Here is a 24,640-nt window from a genome sequence, read left to right on the forward strand (position 1 = left end):
TGGACACCCTTGTCCTCAGCTAATAGTTCCGACTACTACGGCCTATAGTGGACTTTCACCACCAAGTTATCGCCCATGCCGGGCGCACTTTCAAATGATTGTCCCAAACATTCGGGGCAATCATTTTTTTAGTTCCCCATAATTTTTGTCATATTAGGTATTGCTAATATGAGTGCTTTCCAGTAAACTGAAATCGAGGTGATATCGTGAATACGTACACATTACAACTGAAATTGGTCCATGGCTTCTCAAATCCCATCCGTTACGGCATCTTAATGGCCTTAAAAACCGGTGAACAAAATGTCAGCGCTTTAGTTGATGCTGTTGACGCTTCTCAATCAGCCGTTTCCCAACATCTAAGTTGCTTGCGGGAGTGTGGCTTGATCGAGAAAAGAATCGACGGTAAATACTGTTACTACCGCCTGACCTCGCCTAAAATCAGCCAATTACTAGACTTATTAAACGATGCCATTGGTGATTTCCACTGGGATGAAGCGGACAACGTGGTCTGCCACCATCACATGGCTTAGCCTAATTTCAAATTAATTCAAAAAACAGCTAAGGAGCTGATGACCATGTCCAATAAATCAACCACCACTGCTTTACATAATGACGCCACGCCTACCAAACTAGTGGCTGTCCCAGCTTGCCAGGATGATTGTTGTACTGATGAAGCCACAACCACTGAATGCCACGACGCTTGTTGTACCGGTGAAACCAAAGCAGTCGTAGAACATGATGACTGTTGTGATGATGACTGCCATGGTAAAACTAAGGCAACTGAGTGCCACGACGCTTGCTGTGCTGGTGAATCAACTACAGTAGCAGAACATGATGATTGCTGTGACGATGACGCCTGTTGTGATGACGAAGATGAGGCTGAAACTGAAGCCAAAAGCGCTACTGCTGAAACCACCATGGAAAAAACCTATCAAGTCACTGGCATGGATTGTGGCAATTGTGCCCTGACCCTTGAAAAGGCCGTTGCGAAATTACCGGGCATTCAAAGGGCTAAAGTCAATTTCAGTACCGGTAAAATGTCAGTGGTAGTAGCCGACCCCCAAGCACTGCAATCTATCTCCAAAACTGTGGCCCAATTAGGGTATCAACTGGCTGCCGATTCTAAAACAACTGGCGCCCAAGATACCTTTAAAATCACTGGCATGGATTGTGGCGGTTGTGCCCAGACTATTGAAAAACATTTAGGTAGCTTGCCGGATGTACAAGCGGTCACCGTGAACTTTGCCACCGGATCCATGGCTATTACCCATACCAATCCAGTGGTGGCCATCCAAGCTGAGCTGGCCAAAATCGGTTATGGTGGCACCGTTGTGGGCACGCCCTCAAGTGAAAAACAGCCGCCAAAATTAGCGAAACATACCCAAACCGTGCTGCTTGCCGGCATATTCTTAGCCCTGGGTTACTTGGGCTTAATGTGGCTACCAGCCCTAGCCCCGGTGGCATTCGCTGCGTCCATGGTGGTCAGCGGTTGGCAACCTTTACGCAGCGCTTTTTATGCGCTGAAGAGTAAGGCCTTAGACATGAACGTCTTGATGGTGGCCGCTGCTTTAGGGGCCGCCTTGATCGGCGAGTGGCAAGAAGGGGCTTTAGTGGTCTTCTTGTTTGCCATCGGTACCCTGTTGCAAAATAAAGCCGTTGAAAAAACCCGGCATTCCATCAAGGGCCTACTGGACCTGACGCCAGATACCGCCTTGGTTCAAGTGGGCAATGAGTTTATCCAGCGGGCTGTGTCCAGTGTCCGCGTCGCTGATATATTACAAATTCAAGCGGGGGCTAAAATCCCCTTGGATGGCCTTGTGGTTCAAGGGGCCTCTTCAGTGAACCAAGCGCCCATCACTGGGGAAGCTAATCCGGTGGTGAAGCAAGTTGATGATGAAGTTTTTGCCGGCACCATTAACCAAGAAGGTGCTCTAACGGTTAAAGTTACCCACCTCAGCAGCGATTCCACCATTGCCCGGATCATTGCCATGGTGGAAGATGCCCAAGCCCAAAAAGCCCCGGCTGAAGCCTTCATCGATCGCTTCGCCAAGGTCTATACCCCCATCGTCTTTGCCTTGGCCCTGTTGACCATGGTGATCCCACCGTTATTCTTCCAAGCGGCTTTTGCCACTTGGTTTTATCGGGGCTTAGAGCTCCTAGTAGTGGCTTGTCCTTGTGCTTTGATCATTTCAACCCCGGTGGCCATCGTTTCGGCCATTGGTCGCGCCGCTAAAAATGGCGTTTTGATCAAGGGCGGCAATTTCTTAGAAAAAGCCGGCGCTTTGACGGCGGTGGCCTTTGATAAGACCGGGACCATCACCGCCGGTCAACCGGCCGTCAGCGGTGTTTATCCCTTTGCCACCAATGAACAAACCCTGGTACAAACCTTGGCGGCTTTAGAAGCCAACACCACCCATCCCATTGGCCAAGCCATTACCCAAGCCGCGCAAGCCCAAGATTTGGCCATCCCGGCCGTCACAAATTTCCAAAATATCCCGGGGAAAGGTATTCAGGCTAGCCTGGCCGGCACCACTTACTTGGCGGGCACTGCAGCTTTGTTTGACCCAACTTTATTTACCAAGGCTAATTTAGACCAGTTGCAATCCCTGCAAGCCAGCGGCCAGACCATTGTTTTGCTAGGCACTGCCACAAAACTCCTGGGCCTGGTAGCGGTGGCTGACGGGATTCGCCCTACTTCTAAACAAGCCATTGCCCAATTGGCCAACGTCGGCATCAAAGAAACCGTGATGCTCACCGGGGACAATCCAGGGGCTGCCGCCAAAATTGCCCAGGATGCGGGCATCACCACGGTGGCCGCTAACTTACTGCCAGATCAAAAGGTCCAAGCCATTGCGGCCCTGCAGCAAAAGGGCCAAACCGTGGCCATGGTGGGGGATGGCATCAATGATGCCCCTGCTTTAGCTTTAGCCGATGTGGGTATCGCCATGGGCGGGGCCGGTACGGATACGGCCATTGAAACTGCCGATATTGTCTTAATGGCCGACAACTTAGAGAAACTACCCTTTATGATTCGCTTAAGCCGGCAAGCCATGGGGATTGTGAAACAAAACGTGGCTTTTGCTTTGGCGATCAAACTCTTGGCCTTCGTGTTGATTTTCCCAGGTTGGCTGCCGCTGTGGGCCGCGGTGTTAAGCGACTCCGGGGCAGCTGTCTTGGTTACCTTAAATGCCCTGCGGTTGCTGCGGCAAAAGCCAGCGGTTAACCCGGCCAAAAGTGGGGTTACCAGCCAGCAACTTAGCCCAAAATAAACTATTAAAAAAGCATAAAATCTAGCCGCAAGAACGCGCTAGATTTTATGCTTTTCATTTTGCCTTATTCAGGACAGCTATTATCCGCTATCCATGACCACAACGCTAGGTTAGCTTAAGTGGGTATTACTTACTGGTCACCGGGCTAACTTGATCCATGGTCACAGCTTCTTTTTGCAAGGCGATGATAGCCGACCCTGGGGTGACGGTTTGGTCAGAGACGGGTTCAACTTGCTTATAATCCTTGGAATTGGTGATGATCACTAATACCGTGGGGTCTAACTTGGCCGCAACAATAGCCGCCTTGTCAAAAGTCCCCAACAGCTGACCTTGTTTCACGGTGTCACCGGCTTTGACCTTCACCTCAAAGGGTGCCCCTTTTAAGGATACGGTATCAATACCGATATGAATCAAAATTTCCATCCCCGCATCGGTGATCAAGCCATAAGCATGGCCCGTGTCCGCGACAATGCTCATTTTTCCAGCTTGAGGGGCATAGATATTGGTGACACCGGGATTATCGGTTTGAATCCCTAAACCGTTGCCCATCATGCCGGAGGCAAAAACGGGGTCTGGCACTTGATCTAAAGCCACGGTGGTACCGGCTACGGGACTGTAAACTTCATCATCCTGGACTTTGGTGGTGACCACGGCGTTGACCGCATTATCATCCACATCAGGTATCAAAATTTCTTTAGGAATGGCAAAGGCGCTGGTGGCTAAGAAGGCCACAACCACAGTCAAAATGGAGATAATGGTGTAGAAAATCAAGGCGTGGCCGTTGTAAATATACATTAAGTATGATGGCAAGACGGCGAGGCCATAGGAATTGGCCTGGACATGGAAGATGCTCAAGAATGCTGCCCCCACGCCGGAGGTTAAAACGGTTATAATTAATGGCTTAAAGTTATAGCGAATCAAAACCCCAAACAAGGTGGGTTCGGAAACCCCGAATAACTGGGACATGAAGGCCCCAATGGAGGTTGCCTTAGCTTTGTTGGATTTGGCCCGGATAATGATGGCCAGCGCTACCCCTAAGTTAGCAAAACCATACATGGCTTCTAAGGTGATCAAGGGGTTAAAGCCGGTGTTAGCTAATAGCGAGGTTTCGATCATGATCATGGTTTGGTGAATCCCGATCAAGACCATCAATGGATACGCGGCCCCCACTAAGAAACCACCCAGCCCAAATGGCAAACCAATCAAAGCTTTCACGCCCGTGACCATACCTAGTTCAATCCAGTGGACCACAGGACCCACCCCTAGGATCATGATGATGAAGGTGGTGAGCATAGTGAGAAATGGCGTGAGAATTTGTTCCATGACATCAGGCATATGGCGCCGGTAGAAGCGTTCCAATTTAGCCCCAATAAAACCGGCCACTAAGGCAGTCAACACAGAACCTTGGCTCCCCACGATGGGAATAAAGCCAAATAAGTGAATGGCTTTTACGGTGCCCCCAGCCACGGAATAAGCATTGGGCAAAATTGGCGAAACCAACATTAAACCAATGACGATCCCGATGATGGGCGTGCCTTTGAAGTATCTAAAGGTGGACCAGACGATCAAAGCCGGCAAAAAGGCAAAGACGGTATCGGTCAACACGGAAGTGACTTGGGTCAAGCTAGCGGGAATATCGGATGGCACGGCGCCAAATAACTTCAACACTTGGGGACTGGTGAAGGCACTCTTTAGCCCTAAGAACAGCCCAGTGGCAGCAATGACGGGGATGATGGGGACGAAAATCCCTGACAGCATGGCCATGGCCCGCTTCACCCAAGATTCTTTGGCACCGGATTCGTTATTATTACCCGTATCCGCCGCATCATCGTCGTCCTTGCCATAAATGGCATTCACTTCATGTAATTGGTCAATGGCATCATAGACCTTGTTCACCACGCCGGTACCAATGATCACTTGGTATTGGCCAGAGCCGTAGAAAACGCCTTTGACATCGGCAATTTTTTCAATGGCTTTGTCGTCAATTTTGCTGCGATCTTTCACCACAAAACGCAGGCGCGTTTGGCAGTGGGTCAAAGATGTCACATTATCGGGTCCAACTTGGGCTAAAATTGCTTTAGCCATTGCTTCATAATTAGTTGCCATGTTCATCCACCTCAATAAGGATTGCTTGATAGGGTTTAAGTTCAATTGTCTGGTCAGTTTGAATTAATGTGTCGTAATTGTTTAAAATCAGGGCTTTTGGTGTCACGTTCAGGGTTTGCTGGTCTGATGATAAGTTCACATAGACTTGTAAGCTGTCCCCCCGGCGATAAGCCACAACATCATCTGGGGCTGTCAGCGGTGCAATGGCCCCGTAGATCAAGTCGGCGCTGAATTGGGAATGATTGCGCAATGCAATGAGTTGCCGATAAAAGTTGAAAGTTGAAGCCGGATCGTCTTTTTCCGTCTGGTAATTGAGCTGTTGCCAATTTTGTGCCAAACCCAGCCAAGGTTGGTGGCCTTGGTTAAACCCGGCATTGACCCCGGCTGACCACTGAAACGGGGTGCGGCTGTTGTCCCGGGAACGTTGGTTGACACAGGCCAAGGCGACCTTGGCCCCGTAGCCCTCAGCGATGGCCCGTTGGTAATTATCATGACTGGAAACATCGTTGAAGGCATTGATGTCTTGGCGCAAGGCGTTCACCATGCCGATTTCTTGGCCTTGATAGATAAATGGCGTGCCCCGCAAACAGAAGTATAACGTGGCCAGGGCTTTGGCGCCAATGGTATTTTGATACTTAGGATCGCGGATGTATTTGGAAATACTCCGGGGCTGATCGTGGTTTTCTAAGAAATTAGCGCCCCAGCCCGTGGCTTGAATGGCCAGTTGGCTTTTGAAGAGTAAGGCCTTGAATTCTGGCACCGTCCAATCAATGCGTTTGTACCATTCTGACCCAGAGGCCACATCGATGTCAGCGTAATGAAAGTCAAAAATCATGGAAAAGTAACCTTTTTTCCCGATAAATTGGGGTAATTGGTCATATTGCACCCCGGAAGCTTCCCCCACCGTCACGGCATCGTGTTTTTGAAAGGTGGCTTGTTTGAGTTCCGTTAAAAAGGCATCCAGGCCGGGGCGATTCTCGGTTTTGCGCTTCACCTTCCCTAACCCATCCTGACCATCAGGGGTGATGGCCGCAAAATCTTGATCTTTTTTGATAAAAGTAATGGCATCGATGCGAAAACCGGCTAAACCTTTATCCAGCCACCAGTTGATCATGTGATAAATCGTCTGGCGTAATTTAGGATTTTCCCAGTTCAAATCTGGCTGTTGCGGGGAAAAGACGTGATGATAGTACATATTAGCTTCCCCGGGAACTTCAGTCCAAGAAGACCCCTTGCCAAAGTTGGAGCGCCAATTGTTGGGGGGCCCGCCGTTAACACCGGGCTTGAAGATGTAGTAATCCCGGTAAGGTGAGTTGGGATCCTTTAAGGCTGCTTGAAACCAGCGATGTTGATCGGAGGTATGGTTGATCACCAAATCCATGATGATCTTGATATCTAACGCTTTGGCTTTGGCCATCAAAGTATCAAAGTCCGCCATGGTCCCAAAACTGGGATTAATGGCTTGATAATCGGAAATGTCATAGCCATTATCCACCATAGGCGATTGGTAAATTGGGGATAACCAAATGGCGGTGATGCCCAGGTTTTTCAAGTAAGGTAATTTTTCAATAATGCCGGGGATGTCGCCGATGCCGTCATTGTTACTATCCTTGAAAGAAGCGGGGTAAATTTGGTAAAAGACTTCTTTTTGCCACCAATACTTGGGGCCGGTTAAAGCGACTTTAGGCTGATCGATTAAATTTTGCATCTTGCTGATAGACTCCTTTTTGCTGAGGACTTGGTTGCGTGTGTGAATTTATATGGTATCGATTCCATAGTGGTTAAAAAATTAGGCCGAACTTCTAGGCACTAATTTTAAAGTTAAGTCTGGTTTGGGATCAGTTAAGGTCTGGCCTAAACAAGTCAACAGCTGATAAACCGCAGCTTGGGCCATTTCTTCAATGGGTTGATGAATAGTGGTCAACGGCACTTCTAGATAAGCGGCCATGGGTTGGTCATCATATCCCATCACTGCCATGTCTGCTGGCACGCGAATGCCAGCTTTCATCAAGGCCCCGATGAGGCCCATGGCAATTTCATCGGAATTAGTGAAAATGGCGTCGGGTCGTCGGTCTTTGGGTAAGGCCTGTAATTGCCGGGCCAATTGTTGGCCGTCAGCGATGGTGTGCTGCTGTTGGAAAATCCAGTCCGGATTTTCTGGTAAGTGCTGTTGGGCTAAAAAGTCTCGATAAGCATTATTACGTTCTTGTCCATGGCCCTTTTGGGAAAAGTCGCCGCCAGTGGCATAAGCAATCCGGCGACAGCCTTTGGCATAGAGGTAATTCAAGCCATCCAAGGTGGCTTGATAGTGATTTAACACGATGGCCCGAATATTGGGATCGGCAATGTTCTCATTGAGTAAGACAATGCGCTTGGGAAATTCTTGGGCCACCTGTAACACGGAGGTAGCATTTTCCACAGAAGCTAAGATCAAGCCGTCCATTTGTTTGTTTTTAATTTGATTCAAGAAAGCCCGTTCAGAATGCTCATCATCATAAGTCTGCATCACCATCACCTGGTAGCCATAGTTATGCAGTTGGCGTTCCAAGGCATCAAATAAAGCGGTGAAAAAGGGATTGGTGATGCGAGATACTAACACGCCGATATTATTGGTAGTTTGATGGCGCAACTGAGTGGCAATGGCACTGGGGGTGTAATCCAGGGCCTTGATGGCCGCTTCAATTTTGGCCTTTTTCTCAGCGGAGATATAAGGATGATGATTCAAGTAACGGGATACCGTGGTAGTACCCACCCCAGCCCGCTTAGCAATTTCAGATATCGTGGCCATCAAGTCACCTGCTTCCAATTAGTTTTGAGCGATGTGGAATCGATTTCATAAATACATCATAATAGGGCTTTCATAATTTGTCAACCCTAAGCTTTTACTTTTTGCGTTAAAAAAATTTCACCAGACAAATACCTAAGAGAATAATGGCTAAACCGATCCAAGCATTCCGCTGGATCACGTGCTTAGCCACATTTAAGAAGCCATATTTTTCCAGGACTAAACTGCCCAAGAGTTGACCGGCTAACACGATGACAATGGCTAACCCAGTGCCTAGGCTGGGGACAATCAAAATATTGCCAAAGACAAACATGGATCCAATGGCTCCGCCGATCCAAGCCCACCAGGGTAAAGCCTTTAAATCGACTGCCTTGAGCTGCCGCAATATCTTAAAGTTAAAACCTAGCACGACCAAACATAAAACCACCAGGCCAACGGCAAAGGAAATGATGCTGGCAATTAAAGGTGCCCCTAACATGACCCCCAAATGGCCGTTGATGGCGGTTTGGGAGGCACTCAAAGCCCCGGTGGTCAACCCCAAAAGGCGCCACAGCCATAAACCCTTGGCCGCAGCCGCCGGGGTTTTGAAATTGCCTTTACGAGCTGGGACATACACGATCAACCAAGCCCCCAGTACCACAAACATTGCTCCGACTAAGCGTAATAAACTCATGGGGATATGCTTACTATAAAACAGTCCGAAATTATCAATGACCATGCTCATGAGCACTTGGCCAATAATAGGCATTAGCACGGTTTGAAAACTGCCAATGCGGGGTAATAATAACACGTTACCCGTGAGGTAAATGGCCCCTAAAAAGCCCCCTAGCCATAACCACCAAGGTGTGGTGGCTAAGTTTAAGGGTGTGATAGCCGGTCGAGTGACGAGTGCTAAAAAGATCAAGAAAAGTGTCCCTACCCCAAAGGAAATGGTGGAGGCGATAAACGGTGAACGCACCCCACCTTTCAAACGGGTGTTGATGGCTGTTTGAATCGGTAAGCCAAAACCTGCTAATAGTCCAAATACGATAAAAATCATCAAACCGCCTCTTTACTTATGATAAGGTGACCCATTATTGATCATAAAGGCCCGATAAATTTGTTCGGTCAATACCAAGCGCATCAACTGATGGGGCATGGTCAACTTGCCAAAGGACAAGGTCGTGTCGGCCCGTTTTAACACCGCTGGGGATAAGCCCAAGGAACCGCCAATCACAAAAGTAATATCACTATGACCATAAGTGGTCAAGTCATTGATTTCCTTGGCAAAGGCTTCGGAACTGCGCTGTTGCCCTTCAATGGCCAAGGCAAATAGGTATTCCTTGGGTTTAATCTTCGCCAACAGACGTTGGCCTTCTTTGTCTTTGACCTGGGCCATTTGTGCGGGGCTCAAAGATTCCGGTGCTTTTTCATCGGGAACTTCAATGATTTCAAATTTGGCAAAAGCCCCTAAACGCTTCGCGTATTCCGCAATACCTTGTTTAAAATATTTCTCTTTTAATTTACCCACTGCCATAATTTTAATGTTCAATTGCCACGTCCTCCTTACACATTAGTCCATTCTAGCAGACTTGGCCCCAAAATGAATCCCCAGCTAGTAACATGTTATCCACCAACTTATGCACATGTCGTTGATAACTCTGTCAAAATATAGGGGCAACTTATTTTCGAACCCCCAAATATAGGATTAAAAAAATTTAATTATTTCCTGAAGAGTGGACTTGTCCACAAAATTTTAAATGTTCGATGTCTTGAAGTAACCAATTACAAAAGCCTCAGTACCAGGGGGTTGCGTCGGTATTTCCAAATAATAAATCACTTCATCCACAGGCTATCCCCAAACATGTGGATAACTTCCGGGGATAAAAATCCTTGTTATACACATCATCCACAGACTTATCCACAGGTCGTAGTTGCTAATATGCACAGCCGCAAAAACACTTGACAATTATAAATCGGAAAATTAACTACTATTTTCAAATAATCATTCGTATTTTTTAGTGAAATCGTTGTTTTAATCAGTTTTATCTTCGGGACTCACAACAAAATGCATACGTTCGCTTGACGAAACGGATTTTTCCCCAACTCAAAAAACTGAGCCTGATTAATTCAGACTCAGTTCAATGACTGTGATTACAAAATCATCATTACCTAACCATTAGCGTTGGCGTTGGAACGATCGGTGCTACCCGTTTGCGTGTCGCTGGCTTTATCCAAGGTTACCGTCGTGGTGGCTTTTTTACCATCCCGGTAATAAGTGACTTGGACTTTATCCCCAACGTTGTAGTTATAAAGGGTTGTGTGTAACTGGGCAATAGATTCAATGCTCGTATCCCCTAGTGCCGTGATTACATCATACTTCTTCAAACCGGCGTTGGCGGCAGCTGACCCGCTGCTGACCGTGGTAACCACAGCCCCATTCTTCACACTATCTGGTAATTTCAAAATGGAGCTTTGTTGGGCAGCGGAGACTTGGGTCAAGTCCACCACTGAAACGCCTAAAGCTGGCCGGGTAACTTTCCCGTTTTGAACCAGTTGATTGATGATCTTAACAACTTCATTACTTGGAATGGCAAAGCCCATCCCTTCTACACTGGTCCCATCATTACTTTGAGCTAATTTCATGGAATTGATCCCAATGACTTGGCCGGCGGAATTGACCAATGGGCCCCCGGAATTCCCTGGGTTGATGGCCGCATCGGTTTGGATAACCGTCGCCGTCCCAGTTTCTTGGCCGGTACTTTCATCGGTCACCGGCATGGTCCGGCTTTTAGCAGAAATGATACCTTCAGTCACAGAAGTGGCATATTCACTGCCTAAAGGCGAGCCAATGGCAATGACGGGTTCCCCAGGGTTGATGCTATCGGAGTTACCAAAAGTAGCCACACTGCTAACTTTAGAAGCATCGATACTCAAGACAGCCAAGTCGGTCAATTCATCGGTCCCCACTAATTTCGCGGTCAACTTCGTGCCATCACTCATGATGACTTGCAAAGAATCGGATCCCGAAACCACGTGGTTGTTGGTGACGATATAAGCTTTGCCGTCAGACTTCGAATAAATCAAGCCCGACCCTTCGCTATACTCCGCTAAGGAATCACTGCTACTGCTATCACTGCTACCCTTTGAAGAACGCCCACTGCTGCCGCTGCCAAAGAGACTGCTAAAAGGATCATCCGAACTAGAGTTGCTATTTTGCTTTTGCAGATTGATGACGGAGACCACCGCCGCTTTATTCTTATCAAAAGCTTTGGTCATCTGGGTACTGGCATTCACCGTCACATTGCTGACTTTGGTACTCCCACTGGTCTTAGACTGGGTGGTCAAGGCTGTGTCAGTACTTTGGCCGTTATTACGATTGGCCAGCGAAAAACCCCCATAAGCGACACCACCACCGATAACTGCTGAGACCACAGCCACGATAGCTGTTTTCCACAAGCCACTGGACTTGCGGGGTTCATTATTATTGTTATTCATAATGTATTCTCACCCTTACGTAAAGAATTTAGACAACTTTCAATGGTTATATAATAGCAAAATGATATGAAATTTGTATGAAAAAAGCTTGTCTAAAAATAAATCAGTCCAAAGTCGGAGGTACTTTCGGTCACAAAAAAAGCCGTGCCCAAGACACAACTTTCAACTGGAAATTTATTAGATAGAAACTAACGGATCGGCCACGGCTGGATCGGTATCTAGTAACTTAAAGTCATGGTCCACACCAAAATCATTGGCCTCTAACATTTGGGCAATGGTTAAGTGGGCTAATTCCTTCACATTATTTTCCTGGCTTAAATGGCCCAAGTAAATCCGCTTGGTGGCATTGCCAATGACATCCATGAGCGCATTGCCCCCATCTTCATTGGACAAATGGCCTTTGTCCCCTAAGATACGTTGTTTCAATGGCCAAGGGTACCAACCCGCCCGCAGCATTTCCACATCGTGGTTACACTCAAACAAGTAGCCATTGGCGTTTTTGATCACCCCAGCCACTTGTTCAGACACATAGCCGGTGTCCGTCAAAATCACAAAAGAACGGCCGTTATGATGAAATTCATAAAATTGCGGTGCAATGGCATCGTGGGAAACGCCGAAGCTTTCCACATCTAAGTCATCAAAGGATAACGCTTTACCCATCTCAAAAATATGCTTTTGTTCATTCGGCACTTTGCCAATCTTTGGTCCCATGGCTTGCCAAGTCTTAGCATTGGCGTAAACGTCCATCCCGTACCGCCGGGCCAAGACCCCCACGCCTTTGATATGATCCGTATGCTCATGGGTCACTAACAACGTATCCACATCCGCCAAAGAACGGCCAATACTGTCCATTAACGCGGCAATCTTCTTGCCAGACAAACCCGCATCCACCAACATTTTGCGTTTAGGTGTCTCAATGTAGGTGGTATTGCCAGAACTGCTGCTGGCTAAGACACTGATGCGCAAATCTGAATTATGATCATCCATCAAACTAAAGTCCCTTCCTCGATTACATTACAGCCAATATAACACATCTGAAATCCCTTGCACATTATTCCGTCACATTAAAGGTGGACTCCGAACTCTTATTCTTCAAAATTGTCCCGGTGAAGCCATTTACCTGTTTTTGGGTGACATTTTTGCTGCTATTGTCCCGAATCCCAATATACCAAGTTGGAATATAAATCGTACTGCCCTTGGCATCTAAGAAACCATAATAGGCTAATTTGGTCCAAATGATTGTGGAGTTTGTAGGAATTTCTGAACTCATGTAAATATTGTCCACCGCTTCTTTGGCACTGATCACGGTGTTCTTTTCCCGTAAGACAATGAAATTATTGATATAACGCTGGGTATAGCCGGTGATCGTCCCGTCATCAATTTCAAATTCCAACCGGGCTTTACTGTCAAAAACCGCCTGATCATTATGTTTTTGCACAAACACAATTTGCCCACTGGTGGATAACTCCGCCGCATAGGTATATTGACTGCCATATAGCACCCGATTGCGTTCTTTCAAAAGCGCTTTGGCCGTACTGACAGCCTTGCCTTTCTTGAATTCAACGGGTTCGTAAAAGCGACTAGTCAATTCCCCATCACTGACACTGGCGTTTTGTCCGGATAAGCGATAGGCGTTATTTAACAAACTATTATTGGGCCGACTGGCTAAATAATAGCCGGTTTGCGTATCATTGGACAATTTATCCACGGAGATATTGTCTTCTTTCATATCTTGGCGAATGGAATCCGTGCCACTTTGGGTCACATTACTGGAAAAAAAGACGTTTTGATTTTGATGATAAGAGACAAACAAAAAGATGTCCAGGGCCACAAAGACCGCCATTAAAATAATTTCTAAGCGTTTAAAATCCAAAGTTTCCCCACCACCTTACTGAGCCAAAAGGTCTCGATAATCTTTCCATGTATTATTGATAAAAACATAATAGGTCGGTTTTAGATCAATGACTTGTTGGTTGGCACTGCTTTGGGTCCAATGATACCCCAACTGAATATCCTTGATCGTTGCTAAATCAACGTTGTTGGCTGCTAACTGGTTTAAAACATCTTGCGTTGCCGGCAAAGTATTGTCCTGATTTTCAGCCGGCACCGGTACTTGCAAGGTACGACTGGAGAAGCGCAGCACTTGGCCGCTAGGGGTCAACTGAATAGACGCCGCCCCAAAATCACTTTGTTGATAAATCGGGAAGCCTTCCACATAGTTGAGATAAGTCACCACTTGGGTTTTAGGCACACTGCTGAAATAGCGCACATTGGCCAACGAATTCCCCACATTCACCAGCCGGCTGAAGCTATTGCGCAACAGCTGGGTGGTGGAACTGACGGTCACCGTATCGGTATAGTCCTCATATTGGATCTGATCATTAGAGGAGTCCGCCGATAACTTCTTGAAAATACCCCGGTAATAGGTGGTCACCGACCCACTTTCCCGAGCTTCAATACTGGAATCACCTTTATCGGCCAACAATGTGGAAATATAGGTGTTGATATTTTCCCGGGAAATCAGATAACTATAAGGGGTGATCTTAACAGGTTTGGTGTAATAAAGGGTCAATTTGTTGTTCATAACTCTTTCTTCCACCGGCAAGCGCATATCGGCATTTTTTAAAAGGGCCCGTAATTGCTTGCCCCGATTATTCGCCACGGGGACTTTATGCACCACTTGATTGTTATCATTGGTCAGATAAACGGTTTTATTATCGTTATTTTTCAAAATGATCCGGTTAAAACTAAAGTCAGCTGTGGCCTTCTTTTCAGTTAATTTGTACATTTGTTTGAATAAACGCCAGGTAATAACGCCAGGATAGGTCAGCTGCACTTGTTCAGGGGCATTGATCTGGTTTAAATAATCCCCGTTATTGTAATTTTTAGCCGTGATACTACCGGTTAACTGCCAGGTCTTGAAACGCTTTTGAAAGGCCATAATTGGGCTATCTCGGCGATTATAGACCATATATTGTTGCTGTTGATTCTTTTGCAAGATCCGCGTAGGCAGATAAACATCGGCCAATTCCTTATCGGTCTTGCTTTGTTCTTGGGCAGTACTGACTTTGGTATCTGGATTACGTTCATAACGGGCGTTATTCGTCCAGATGAGAAAGGATAAGATCACACTGATGGTAACGGCGATAATCAACCCCGCTTTGAGGAAAATATCTGAGAGTTTTATGCCCATTCGTCGTCACTCTCCTTATAGTCATGATAGGGTAGTGAAATATAGAAGGTCGAGCCTTTGTTTTCCACGCTATCTGCCCAAATCCGCCCGTGGTGGGCCAAAATAACTTCTTTAGAAATTGCCAACCCAAGGCCAGTCCCCCCTTGTTTCCGGGAACGGGCTTTATCCACCCGATAGAACCGATCAAAGATCTTATTGATATCTTTTCTAGGGATCCCCAGGCCTTGGTCAGAAATGCTGATGATCAAATTATGATGCATTTCAATCATGCGACAAGTAATGGTCCCACCATCGGGGGAATACTTGATGGCATTGTTCATAATGTTATCCAGCACTTGGGTCATTTTATCGGTATCAATTTCCACCCAGAAATCTTGGTTGGTAAATTCCCGTTTGATGACATAATGCTTATTTTTCTCCGGTTTATGGGGCATGTTGCTGGCATCCCCAGCGTCACTTTTGAGCATCATATCAAACCGATCCAAAATGAAATTGAAAAATTCGTTCATGTTGACGAATTCCAGATCCATTTTGGCAGTCCCTTGATCCATCCGCGATAAACTCAGCAGATCCGAAACCATCCGAATCATCCGGTCGGTTTCTTCTTGGGTCACCTTTAAGAACTCTGGGGCCACCTTAGGATCTTGCCAAGCCCCATCGTTTAAGGCTTCGATGTAACTACGCATACTGGTCAATGGCGTCCGCAATTCATGGGAGACATTGGATACAAACTCCCGGCGGTCCGCATCGATTTTTTGCTGTTCAGTGACATCGTGGAGCACACAAACTAAACCACTGATAAAGCCTGTTTCTCTTTGAATCAGTGAAAAAGTGGTATGCAAAATCAAATCGTGATCACTGCGCTCCGAAAAGTCCAGCATCATACTTTGCTGGTCATCTTCTAGCAGGTCCCGAAAACTATATTCATTTTCAATATTTAAGACGGTCAAAATAGACTTGCCAATGGCATCCTTGCTGTCCATCCCCAAAAACTCAGAGGCCATATCATTCAAAATGATAATGTTCCCCCGGCGATCTGTGGCAATGACCCCATCGGTCATGTTTGCCAAGACACTATCCAGACGCCTGCGCTCGGCTTCAGAGGCTTCTTGGGCCTCTTCCACCCGCACCGAGAGGTTGTTGACGGCAACAGCCAACTGGCCCAATTCATCTTGACCATAAATCCGCACTTGCCCAGAGTAATCCCCTTGGGCCATGCGAATCGCTTGTTTCTTCATTTCATCGATTGGCCGCGTTATTGCCCGGGAAATAAATATGGCAATGATCGTCCCCAAGACCCCGGCTACTAATGACCCCGTCAAGAAAATGACGGTGATGGTGTTTAAGTTCTTATAGACACCCTCCATGCTGGCCCGGATATACATCACCCCGACCGTGGCATTATTATCACTGCTGGGGTTAATGATGGGTAAAATCGACACATAGTAGCTGCCTTGGTTATTGTCATAAGAGATCCGAGTTTGCTTACGCCCATTGAACAACACTTGCTTCACTTGGGCACTGGTGGTGCGGTGGCCAATGACATTTTGATTATTCACATTACTGGTACCGCGAATGATCCCTTTGCTATCAATGACTTGAAACTCCGTGATGGCGCTGTTATTAATATCTGACGCAATGATACTTTTAATACTCTTATTAGCGGTATTTTCATCAGTCTTCAGCAATTCAGCCGCCAGTTGGTTGTCCACATAAGGCGCGATTTGAATGGAATCTTCAAAGGACTGGATATTTTGCTGTTCCAAATTTTTGACGAAGTAAGCCCCGATGATTTCTAAAGTAATCAACAGCAGCATTACGAACGCCATGGCAATTTTAAAATGGATTGATTGAAAAAAATGTATCTTCTTATTCATCTACTGTCCTTCATCACTTTTACTTGAATGATGCCACTAATCCGTGTCGGGATTGTGGAGATAATACCCCACACCACGCCGGGTTACCAGCCATTCAGGATGACTGGGATCATCTTCAATTTTTTCTCGCAAGCGTCGTACGGTGACATCCACCGTGCGGACATCACCGAAATAATCATAACCCCAAACTGTTTGTAACAAGTGCTCTCGAGTCATGACTTGGCCAATATGTCGCGCCAAATAAAAGAGCAATTCAAACTCCCGATGGGTCAACTCAATTTTTTCTTCCCGCTTGGTCACCATATAAGCATCTGGTTCAATGATCAAATCGCCCACGGTAATTTCATTGTTCTCCGCTTCACCATCCGTGGTTTGGGCGTTGGCATTACTGACTTGCCGGCGCAAGTTGGCCTTGACCCGGGCCACCAGTTCCCGGTTGGAAAATGGCTTGGTGACATAATCATCAGCGCCTAATTCCAAACCCAAGACCTTATCAATTTCTGAATCCTTAGCGGTAACCATGATAATCGGGGTGTCGTGATCTTTACGGACCTCCCGGGCGACCTCCAAGCCATCAATTTTAGGTAACATTAGATCTAAGAGAATCAAATCTGGATTCTCTGAATTTACTTTTTCAACTGCTTCTTCACCATCATAGGCTGTGACTACGTCATAGCCTTCTTTTTCTAAATTAAATTTTACGATATCAGAGATTGGTTTTTCGTCATCGACGACCAATATTTTTTTAGCCATTATATAATATCCTCCTTGGCTGTGACCATAATTCATTATAGCTAATCTGTAGCTTTATTACAAAAACGCCCAGATGTAAAAATCCGATTGTGAAGTTTTTGTAAATTTTTTTCAAATTTAGTGTTGCGTCAAGTGCAAAACCATGATAATATATTTAAGTCGTCAAGTAATGACTTGGGTGGTTAGCTCAGCTGGCAGAGCAACGGACTCTTAATCCGTGGGTCCAGGGTTCGATCCCCTGACCACCCATCATTTGACTATTAGCCAGTTATAACGCTGCTTAAAACGCCGTTATGACTGGTTTTTTTGTTGGTTAAAAATACATCATAACACACATTCATTAATTGGCGAATATCTGCTTGAATTGACCTGGATTTTCCCAATTTCTTAACGACATGATTTTGTGAGGTAACAGTAAAATACCCAATCCCATTATAAATTTTTTGGGATTGGGTATTTGTGTTTTATAGATCTAATTCTAACACCGCATTGAATACTTCTTGGGGCAAGACGATCGTATTTTTGGCAGCTTGGCGTTTATTCATACTTTGGCGGCGCAATAAAGCTTGCTTTTTGGATACACTCTTCTTACCACCGGCAACCGCGGCATTTTTCCGCAGAGGTGGTACGTCAACCCGGGCGATGGCTTTACCTTCGACAATCGCTTGAACTGGCATGGCATATAATTTTCTAGGAACGGTATATTTTAATTTTTTAACTAAGGCTTGGGTTAATCTGGGGGCGTCTTGACGATGGGCCACAAAGGCTAACGCATCCACTGGGGCATAATTAATATCAACTTCTATCTTCACTAGATCGGCGACTTCGTAATCCAAAGGGCTGGTATCTAGGGTGGCATAGCCATGGGAAATGGATTTTAGCTGATTAAAGAAGTCATAGGCAATTTCAGAAATCGGCATTTTATAAGTCAACACGACTAAATCAGCCTGGTTATTCATATCTAGCAGCGTGCCTTTATGCTGTTCAGCCAGTTTCATAACGTCGTTTAACAGCTCACTTGGCGTTGTTATTTCAGCCTTCACAAAGGGTTCGGCCACGTGATCAATCGTTGCAAAGTCCGGATATTTGATTGGATTGGTCACAATCATCGGCTCAGACGTCCCCTTCAAATAAACCTGGTAAGTCACATTGGGTGCGGTTGTTAGCACATCCAAATCATATTCTTTTTGCAGGCGCTCGCGAATGATTTGGAGATGTAACATCCCCAGAAAACCACAGCGAAAACCGGCACCCAAAGCCTCAGAATTTTCTGGTTTAAACTGAAAGGCGGCATCATTTAAAGCTAGCTTTTCAATGGCTGCCTTTAAATCACTGTAATTGCCATCTTTAGGATAAAAACCCGCAAATACCATGGCTTTAGCCGGCTGATAGCCCGCCAAGGCCAACTTTGCAGGCTGGTTGATAAGCGTCAACGTATCCCCTACCCGGACAGCTTGGGGATCTTTCAACCCAGTGACCACGTAGCCCACATCCCCTACAGTTAAACTTGCTTCTGGTACCATATTCGGCGCAAAATGACCCAACTCACTCACTGAAAGCTTTGTATTTTTGGCCATTAATAACGCCGCATCATCTCTTTTGAGCTGCCCATCAATGATGCGTACATACGCGATGATACCTTTATAGGCATTATACTGATAATCAAAAACCAGTGCTTTAAGGGGGGCGGTCTTATGGCCGTCTGGGGCGGGGATGACTGCTTTGATAGCCTCTAAAACATCATGGACGCCTTCGCCGGTTTTGGCAGATATTTTCAGTATCGTGGCCTTTTCTAAGGCAGGATCCAACTGCTTGATTTGCGCCGTTGTCCGGGGTATATCGGCCGCTGCACTATCAATTTTGTTAATGACCGGGATGATGACCAGCCCATTTTGTTTGGCAATTCGAAAGTTGGCCACCGTCTGGGCCTGAACACCTTGGGTCGCATCCACTAATAAAATCGCCCCATCACTGGCCGCCAAACTTTTGGCTACTTCATACGAAAAATCCACATGACCGGGCGTGTCAATAAAATTATACTCATAGTGCTGACCATCGTCAGCCGTGTAATAATTACGAACTGTTCTTGATTTTACGGTGATGCCGTGGGCTTGTTCCACGGCCATATCATCCAGTAACTGTGCTTTACTTTCTCGCGGTGTAATCGTGTGGGTTTGCGCCATAATCTGGTCTGCCAACGTGGATTTACCATGATCAATATGGGCAATAATTGAAAAATTACGAATATTGGCTTGTTTCATTATTAGTCATCTGCTTTCTGTTCTTTGAATAACCCGGTCATATATAAACCAAAAATCTGGCGTGCTTCTGGTTCCACCGCCACTTGAAAGTCGAAAAGACCCACTGGTATTTGCTCGTGATCGAATTGTTCCAAACCGGATAAATTCATGAGCCCGCTGATAATGGCACTTTGCGTCACAAATAAATGATTGATTGTCTCAGTTGATAAGCAATCCACCCGCTGGGCAATATCTTGGCTTAATTGTTGGCTAATATCATATAATTTCTGCCGCCCCACGATGGTTTGCGCTTTATCTGCCTTTCGCTCTAAAATAGGGCCCCGTAAGGCATTTAAGCGTAGTAAAACGGCATGATCCTCAATTAAGGTAGTGGTCTCTTGTAACATTAATCGTTTAAAGTCCGGCAAAGACAACTGCCCTAGCTGTTTAACTCGCCTAGCTAGCTCTGAAAAATAGGTTTGATAGCCAGTCAACAATAAATTCATAAAAATATTCTCTTTACTTTGGTAATAATTAAACAACGTTCCTTTGGCCACACCAGCTCTTTTAGCAATTTGAGCCATTGTAATCTCGTCAAAGGCACGTTCTTTAAATAGCTGCAAAGCCGCTTGCGCAATTTGTGCAGATTTTTCAAGCTTTTGATTGGTAGTCATGGCATTGCCCATTTTAAACACCTCTATTTATTTTTGACCAGCGGTCAATTTTGCAACAAAAAAATAAATTGACATCATTTGGAGCCACTAAAATTTAGACGTGTAGCCAGCTTATGACCAATGGTCAATTTATTATCTAAAATCATCTTAAGCCTATCTATCATAAAAGTCAAATGCTGCTAGTCTCGAAAATAGGTCGTTCAAGCTTTACAGCATTTCTTTGCCACCTATAAAAAGTTGCTAAATCTCTAAATATCTATCCGTTGACATTACTTCGCAGGGGTTATAAATTTAACTTACGGAAAGAGCGGATAATGACCGTTCGTTAATGAGCGGCTCTGCTAATCATTGGTTTATTGTGTGCAGGGCTAGCTTAATTGAGCTAGCCCTTTGTTTCTATCTATACGTCAGTTGACTGTCAGTCTTATTAGACCGGCAGTTTTTTTGTACCCAGCCAATATACAGATCACTGCTATAATAGGGTTAAAAGGAGATTTTTAAAATGACAGCAATCAATTCTGAAACAGCCATCAAAATTTTGAGTGACGTGGTCGCCATTCAATCCGTCAATGATCATGAAAAAGCCGTGGCCGCTTACCTACAGCAATTATTCACTTCTTTTGATATTGAGAGCAAAGTTATTCCCATTGAGGGCGACCGGGGCAATTTAGTCGCTGAAATTGGCTCAGGGCAGCCAGTACTGGCCCTCTCCGGCCATATGGACGTGGTGGAAGCCGGTGAACCGACCGCCTGGCAATTTGATCCTTTCAAGCTCACTGAAGATAACGGCGAACTTTACGGCCGGGGCGCTGTGGATATGAAGGGCGGCTTAGTAGCTTTAGTAATTGCCATGATTGAATTGAAAAAACAAGGTTTGCCTAAAAAAGGTACCATTCGCCTTTTAGCCACCATGGGCGAAGAAGTCGGCGAAGCAGGCTCCGCGGCTTTTTATGAACAGGGTTATATGAAAGATGTCGCTGGTTTAATCATTGGCGAACCCAACGGTTATCAGATTGGTTATGCGCAAAAAGGCTCCATGGACATTCAATTCACCTCCCAAGGCCAAGCCGCCCATAGCTCCATGCCGGATAAGGGTTACAATGCCATTGATCCTTTAATGGCCCTGTTAAACGAGGCCAATCAATTCTTCCGGGAACCGACTTTCAAAAGTAGCAGTATGGGGCCTTTAACCTTTAACACCACTGTTTTCACCGGTGGCAATCAAGTTAACTCCATACCCGATCAGGCCAGTGCCCAGGTCAATATTCGAACCGTACCTGAATTTACCAATGATATGGTTCAGCAACGCTTGACCGAATTAATTCAACGCTATAACGAAAACGGCGCCCAAATTAAAATGGACATTTATATGAGCGAACCCCCAGTTGCTGTGGATCAAAACAATACCCTAGTCCAAATCAGCCGATCAGTAGTTGGCCGCTACACCCCTGATGACGTGCCCGTTGCCCCAATCACCGCCGTGACCGATGCCTCAAACCTCACCAAGGATAAGCCAGCAAGTTTCCCTTTCATTATCCTTGGCCCCGGCAATACCACGGTGCATCAAGTCAATGAGCATCTTAATAAGCAAATGTTTCTGAATTTTATTCAAATTTATCAAACTGTTTTTGATGAATTTTTGAATCAATAGGCCGCTACCCACTTGAATGTCCCCGTGCGTGCTAGAATAGACCCCAAGGGGGAATAGTTATGGTATGGTTATGGCTTCATTTAATTGCCTGGATCATCTTGGCAATCGTGGTGGCAATTGGGTTACTGGGTAAGCCGGAAAAGCTGATGCCTTGGGCAATGACTGCACGGGTGCTGTATTTGGTATCGATTGTCAGCGGCATTATTTTATTATTACGGGTTTGGCAATACAATCCCGTGGGCAGTGTCATCAAAATCATCTTGGCCCTAGCCTTGATTGCTTTTATTGAAATTGCCTTTGCTAGAAAACAGCAGCAAAAGCTAAACAAAGGCCTGCTTTGGACAGTATTTATTTGCTGTCTAGTCGTTGGCATCTTTGGCTTATGGTTAGCGCAAGGTCGCCCGTTTGTTTAATTGAAAATTTGTAACTCACTGCTGGTCATTCTTGGCAGCAGTTTTTTCATTTGCCTATTATCATGCACTGCTCAAACTAGATTGCAGCAATATCATTACAATGATTTTTTCTGCAGGCTTTCTGCTGGTTTCTCATTGTTTTCGATTAAGATCGGCGTTGTATCAGCATTTATAGCAACTTTTTTCTGCAGGTTTTCTGCTGATTCTGACAAATAAACCTCTTGTAAAAACCTACATCAAACTAACTTTCCTTGGCGTAGGTCTTTATATTTAGTAACCTCACCGATTGGTGCCACTGATGTCTAGCGGCTTTATCGAAATTGATTAACATAAAAAAGGAGTAATAACGAGTAAAACGGAGTAACTCTGAGCAAAGTAACGTATCTACCGATAAAAAGGCTCTGTTGAGCCAATTAGAGTAAAGCGAAGTAACAACAAGTAAAGTGGCGTAACGATGAGTAGAAGCGGTGATCACTCAATTTAGTTGTCGCAATTCTTTCCTGCAGGTTTTCTGCTGGTCCCAACAAATAAGTTTCAAATAGAAACTACGTCAAACTAGCTTTCCTTGGCGTAGTTTTTTATATTGGCCGCTTTTTCAACCATTCAAGCGAGATGCCAGTCAACTGGTGCCAATAGTTTATCCCCAGATATTCTTGTATAATAAGGGCATCTATTACCGAAAGGATGTGGGCGTCATGGCTGTTTCATTAGCAAAACCGTTGAAGGACTTATTACTGGCCAGCAATCTGGGCTTGAACAAGAATCATCCCCTGGCCGGCTGGAACATTCTAACGATTTTGTACCACGATGGCAGTAACCGGGAGCCCATTACCCTGGACTATTTGACCCAGCGCTACAATGCCGAGTACTTGGATAGCGACAACGACGAGCAGCCCATTTCCGACAATGTCTTAAAGGCCGTGCTGACGGTGCTCAGTGATCAAGCCAAACTCATTGAGGCGGCTTCTCGTAAAATTCGGGCCCGGACCCAAAATGGTGCTTATCATGTGCGGACTTCTTACGTGTACCGCATCACCAGCAGCGGCATTGAGTACGTAAAAATGATGCAGCGGGTCTTAGATGCGGAGAGTACCATCACGGCCAACACCAATCGTATTCAGGAATACTGCGATTTGGTGGTGAAACTTTCTAAAGCCGACATCAGTACCCGGGATACAGCGTTATTTAATGACTTTCAAAATATGGTCAGTGCCTACGATGATGTGATGAACGGTATGCACAAATTAGACGATGACTTAAATGAGTTGGCTAACGATATCGCCTTTAATCACGGGGGCGCGGCGGCGAAACATCTGCAAAGTATGGTCTATGACAAGGCCATCCCCGCCTTTAACATGATGTTAACCCAAGGTCCCCGCATTAAGGCCATGGCTTATGGGGATAGCTTTGCCGACCACGTGGCCCGCTCCCAGCAAGGTAGTGATGACTTGGATACGGCCAGCGCGGTCCAGGATAAAGCCAAGTTATTGACCCGCTTCAATCGGACTAAAGATTACGTCAATCGCCAATTGGCCAAGTTAGCTTTGAGCGTGGATCCCAGTACCAGCGCCATCGACAGCAGTTTGGATTCACTTTACTTGGTCTTTCAAACGATTTTAGAAGCGGTGCAAGTCCTGAGCCAAGAATACGAGCACGTGCGCAGTCAAGCTGTGGATGTGAAAGCTTTAACCGCCCAAATCGATCAGCTGCTAACCCGGTATCAAACCCTGACCGTCTATACCAATCTGCCCCGGCATTTGCCCGCAGACCGGGATACGGAAGACCCTGAAGATTTACTGGATGCCAGCACCATGGGGCCTGTGACTTATACCCCCACCGTCACCACTCGGGAAGTGGCCACGGCCGCGGATAATCCGAAAATTGCGGAGGACCACTATCAAGATACAGCTGAACAGGCGGCTTTGGCGGAATTTCAACAGTTGGTGATGCAAACCGCTGACCATGGCGTGGTGGATGCGGATTTAAACTTTGAAACAACGGCGGCTCGGGATGAAGTTTTGCGCCTTTATGCCGCCACCGGTTATAGCTCTTATGCCAGCTTTGCCCCCTTTGGCCGCCCCGTGCGCCAAGTCACCGCCCTAACTGACACGGGTCCCATTGCCCTCCACTGCCAAAATGAGACGTTTAAGGCGATTTTACCCAGTGGGTTTACCATTGATTTTGTGTAGAAAGGAAGTGCCT

At 46.0% G+C, this 24,640-nt stretch carries 18 protein-coding genes and 1 tRNA gene; 6 read left to right on the top strand and 13 right to left on the bottom strand.

The window, feature by feature from the left end; genetic code table 11:
- Positions 1 to 206: 206 nt before the first annotated feature.
- Positions 207 to 530, top strand: a complete 324-nt coding sequence (locus FC83_RS10185) for an ArsR/SmtB family transcription factor (RefSeq protein WP_235184367.1) — start codon at positions 207 to 209, stop codon at positions 528 to 530.
- 45 nt (positions 531 to 575) lie between these two features.
- Positions 576 to 3,269 carry a heavy metal translocating P-type ATPase gene (locus FC83_RS10190; protein ID WP_057002736.1) on the top strand — a complete coding sequence of 898 codons (2,694 nt, stop codon included), beginning with the start codon at positions 576 to 578 and terminating at the stop codon, positions 3,267 to 3,269.
- A gap of 126 nt (positions 3,270 to 3,395) precedes the next feature.
- Here FC83_RS10190 and FC83_RS10195 read toward each other — a convergent pair whose 3' ends face one another.
- From FC83_RS10195 to yycF, 11 genes are all read right to left on the bottom strand, one after another.
- Positions 3,396 to 5,375 carry a PTS sucrose transporter subunit IIABC gene (locus FC83_RS10195; RefSeq protein ID WP_057002737.1) on the bottom strand — a complete coding sequence of 660 codons (1,980 nt, stop codon included), beginning with the start codon at positions 5,373 to 5,375 and terminating at the stop codon, positions 3,396 to 3,398.
- Positions 5,365 to 7,083 carry a glycoside hydrolase family 13 protein gene (locus FC83_RS10200; protein ID WP_052005005.1) on the bottom strand — a complete coding sequence of 573 codons (1,719 nt, stop codon included), beginning with the start codon at positions 7,081 to 7,083 and terminating at the stop codon, positions 5,365 to 5,367. The genes FC83_RS10195 and FC83_RS10200 overlap by 11 nt, the downstream gene beginning before the upstream one ends.
- Positions 7,084 to 7,164: 81 nt before the next feature.
- Complete coding sequence (locus FC83_RS10205) at positions 7,165 to 8,163, bottom strand: LacI family DNA-binding transcriptional regulator (protein ID WP_057002738.1); 999 nt, start codon at positions 8,161 to 8,163, stop codon at positions 7,165 to 7,167.
- A gap of 106 nt (positions 8,164 to 8,269) precedes the next feature.
- Positions 8,270 to 9,199: a DMT family transporter gene (locus tag FC83_RS10210; RefSeq protein ID WP_057002739.1), complete on the bottom strand. Its 930-nt coding sequence runs from the start codon at positions 9,197 to 9,199 to the stop codon at positions 8,270 to 8,272.
- A 12-nt stretch (positions 9,200 to 9,211) separates the two neighbouring features.
- Entirely contained in the window at positions 9,212 to 9,691 is a 480-nt protein-coding gene (rlmH, locus tag FC83_RS10215) for a 23S rRNA (pseudouridine(1915)-N(3))-methyltransferase RlmH (RefSeq protein ID WP_035455400.1), read from the bottom strand.
- Between the two features lie 620 nt (positions 9,692 to 10,311).
- Positions 10,312 to 11,637, bottom strand: coding sequence for a S1C family serine protease (locus FC83_RS10220; RefSeq protein WP_057002740.1), 1,326 nt, complete (start codon positions 11,635 to 11,637; stop codon positions 10,312 to 10,314).
- A gap of 177 nt (positions 11,638 to 11,814) precedes the next feature.
- Positions 11,815 to 12,624 (bottom strand): MBL fold metallo-hydrolase, encoded by an 810-nt coding sequence (locus FC83_RS10225; RefSeq protein WP_035455406.1) that lies wholly within the window; start codon positions 12,622 to 12,624, stop codon positions 11,815 to 11,817.
- 64 nt (positions 12,625 to 12,688) lie between these two features.
- Positions 12,689 to 13,510, bottom strand: coding sequence for a two-component system regulatory protein YycI (locus FC83_RS10230; protein WP_035455398.1), 822 nt, complete (start codon positions 13,508 to 13,510; stop codon positions 12,689 to 12,691).
- Positions 13,511 to 13,525: 15 nt separating this feature from the next.
- Positions 13,526 to 14,830, bottom strand: a complete 1,305-nt coding sequence (locus tag FC83_RS10235) for a YycH family regulatory protein (RefSeq protein ID WP_052004978.1) — start codon at positions 14,828 to 14,830, stop codon at positions 13,526 to 13,528.
- Entirely contained in the window at positions 14,821 to 16,707 is a 1,887-nt protein-coding gene (gene walK / locus FC83_RS10240; RefSeq protein WP_035455396.1) for a cell wall metabolism sensor histidine kinase WalK, read from the bottom strand. The genes FC83_RS10235 and walK overlap by 10 nt, the downstream gene beginning before the upstream one ends.
- Before the next feature lie 36 nt (positions 16,708 to 16,743).
- Entirely contained in the window at positions 16,744 to 17,460 is a 717-nt protein-coding gene (yycF, locus tag FC83_RS10245; RefSeq protein WP_057002741.1) for a response regulator YycF, read from the bottom strand.
- 176 nt (positions 17,461 to 17,636) lie between these two features.
- Here yycF and FC83_RS10250 point away from each other — a divergent pair.
- Positions 17,637 to 17,709 (top strand) — tRNA-Lys (locus tag FC83_RS10250).
- A gap of 215 nt (positions 17,710 to 17,924) precedes the next feature.
- Here the strand turns inward: FC83_RS10250 and lepA are convergent.
- The gene (lepA, locus tag FC83_RS10255; RefSeq protein ID WP_057002742.1) at positions 17,925 to 19,721 is read right to left on the bottom strand and encodes a translation elongation factor 4; all 1,797 of its coding nucleotides are present in this window, start codon (positions 19,719 to 19,721) and stop codon (positions 17,925 to 17,927) included.
- A 2-nt stretch (positions 19,722 to 19,723) separates the two neighbouring features.
- Entirely contained in the window at positions 19,724 to 20,386 is a 663-nt protein-coding gene (locus tag FC83_RS10260) for a TetR/AcrR family transcriptional regulator (protein WP_035455393.1), read from the bottom strand.
- A 490-nt stretch (positions 20,387 to 20,876) separates the two neighbouring features.
- On the opposite strand from FC83_RS10260, the gene FC83_RS10265 reads away from it, so the two are divergent.
- The 3 genes from FC83_RS10265 (at position 20,877) to FC83_RS10275 (ending at position 24,627) form a co-directional block, all read left to right on the top strand.
- Positions 20,877 to 22,025 (top strand): ArgE/DapE family deacylase, encoded by a 1,149-nt coding sequence (locus FC83_RS10265; RefSeq protein ID WP_035455391.1) that lies wholly within the window; start codon positions 20,877 to 20,879, stop codon positions 22,023 to 22,025.
- Between the two features lie 59 nt (positions 22,026 to 22,084).
- Entirely contained in the window at positions 22,085 to 22,438 is a 354-nt protein-coding gene (locus tag FC83_RS10270; protein ID WP_035455390.1) for a YisL family protein, read from the top strand.
- Positions 22,439 to 23,133: 695 nt separating this feature from the next.
- The gene (locus FC83_RS10275; RefSeq protein WP_035455388.1) at positions 23,134 to 24,627 is read left to right on the top strand and encodes a hypothetical protein; all 1,494 of its coding nucleotides are present in this window, start codon (positions 23,134 to 23,136) and stop codon (positions 24,625 to 24,627) included.
- Positions 24,628 to 24,640 lie beyond the last annotated feature (13 nt).

This window comes from Agrilactobacillus composti DSM 18527 = JCM 14202 (assembly GCF_001436375.1).
GTDB lineage: Bacteria > Bacillota > Bacilli > Lactobacillales > Lactobacillaceae > Agrilactobacillus > Agrilactobacillus composti.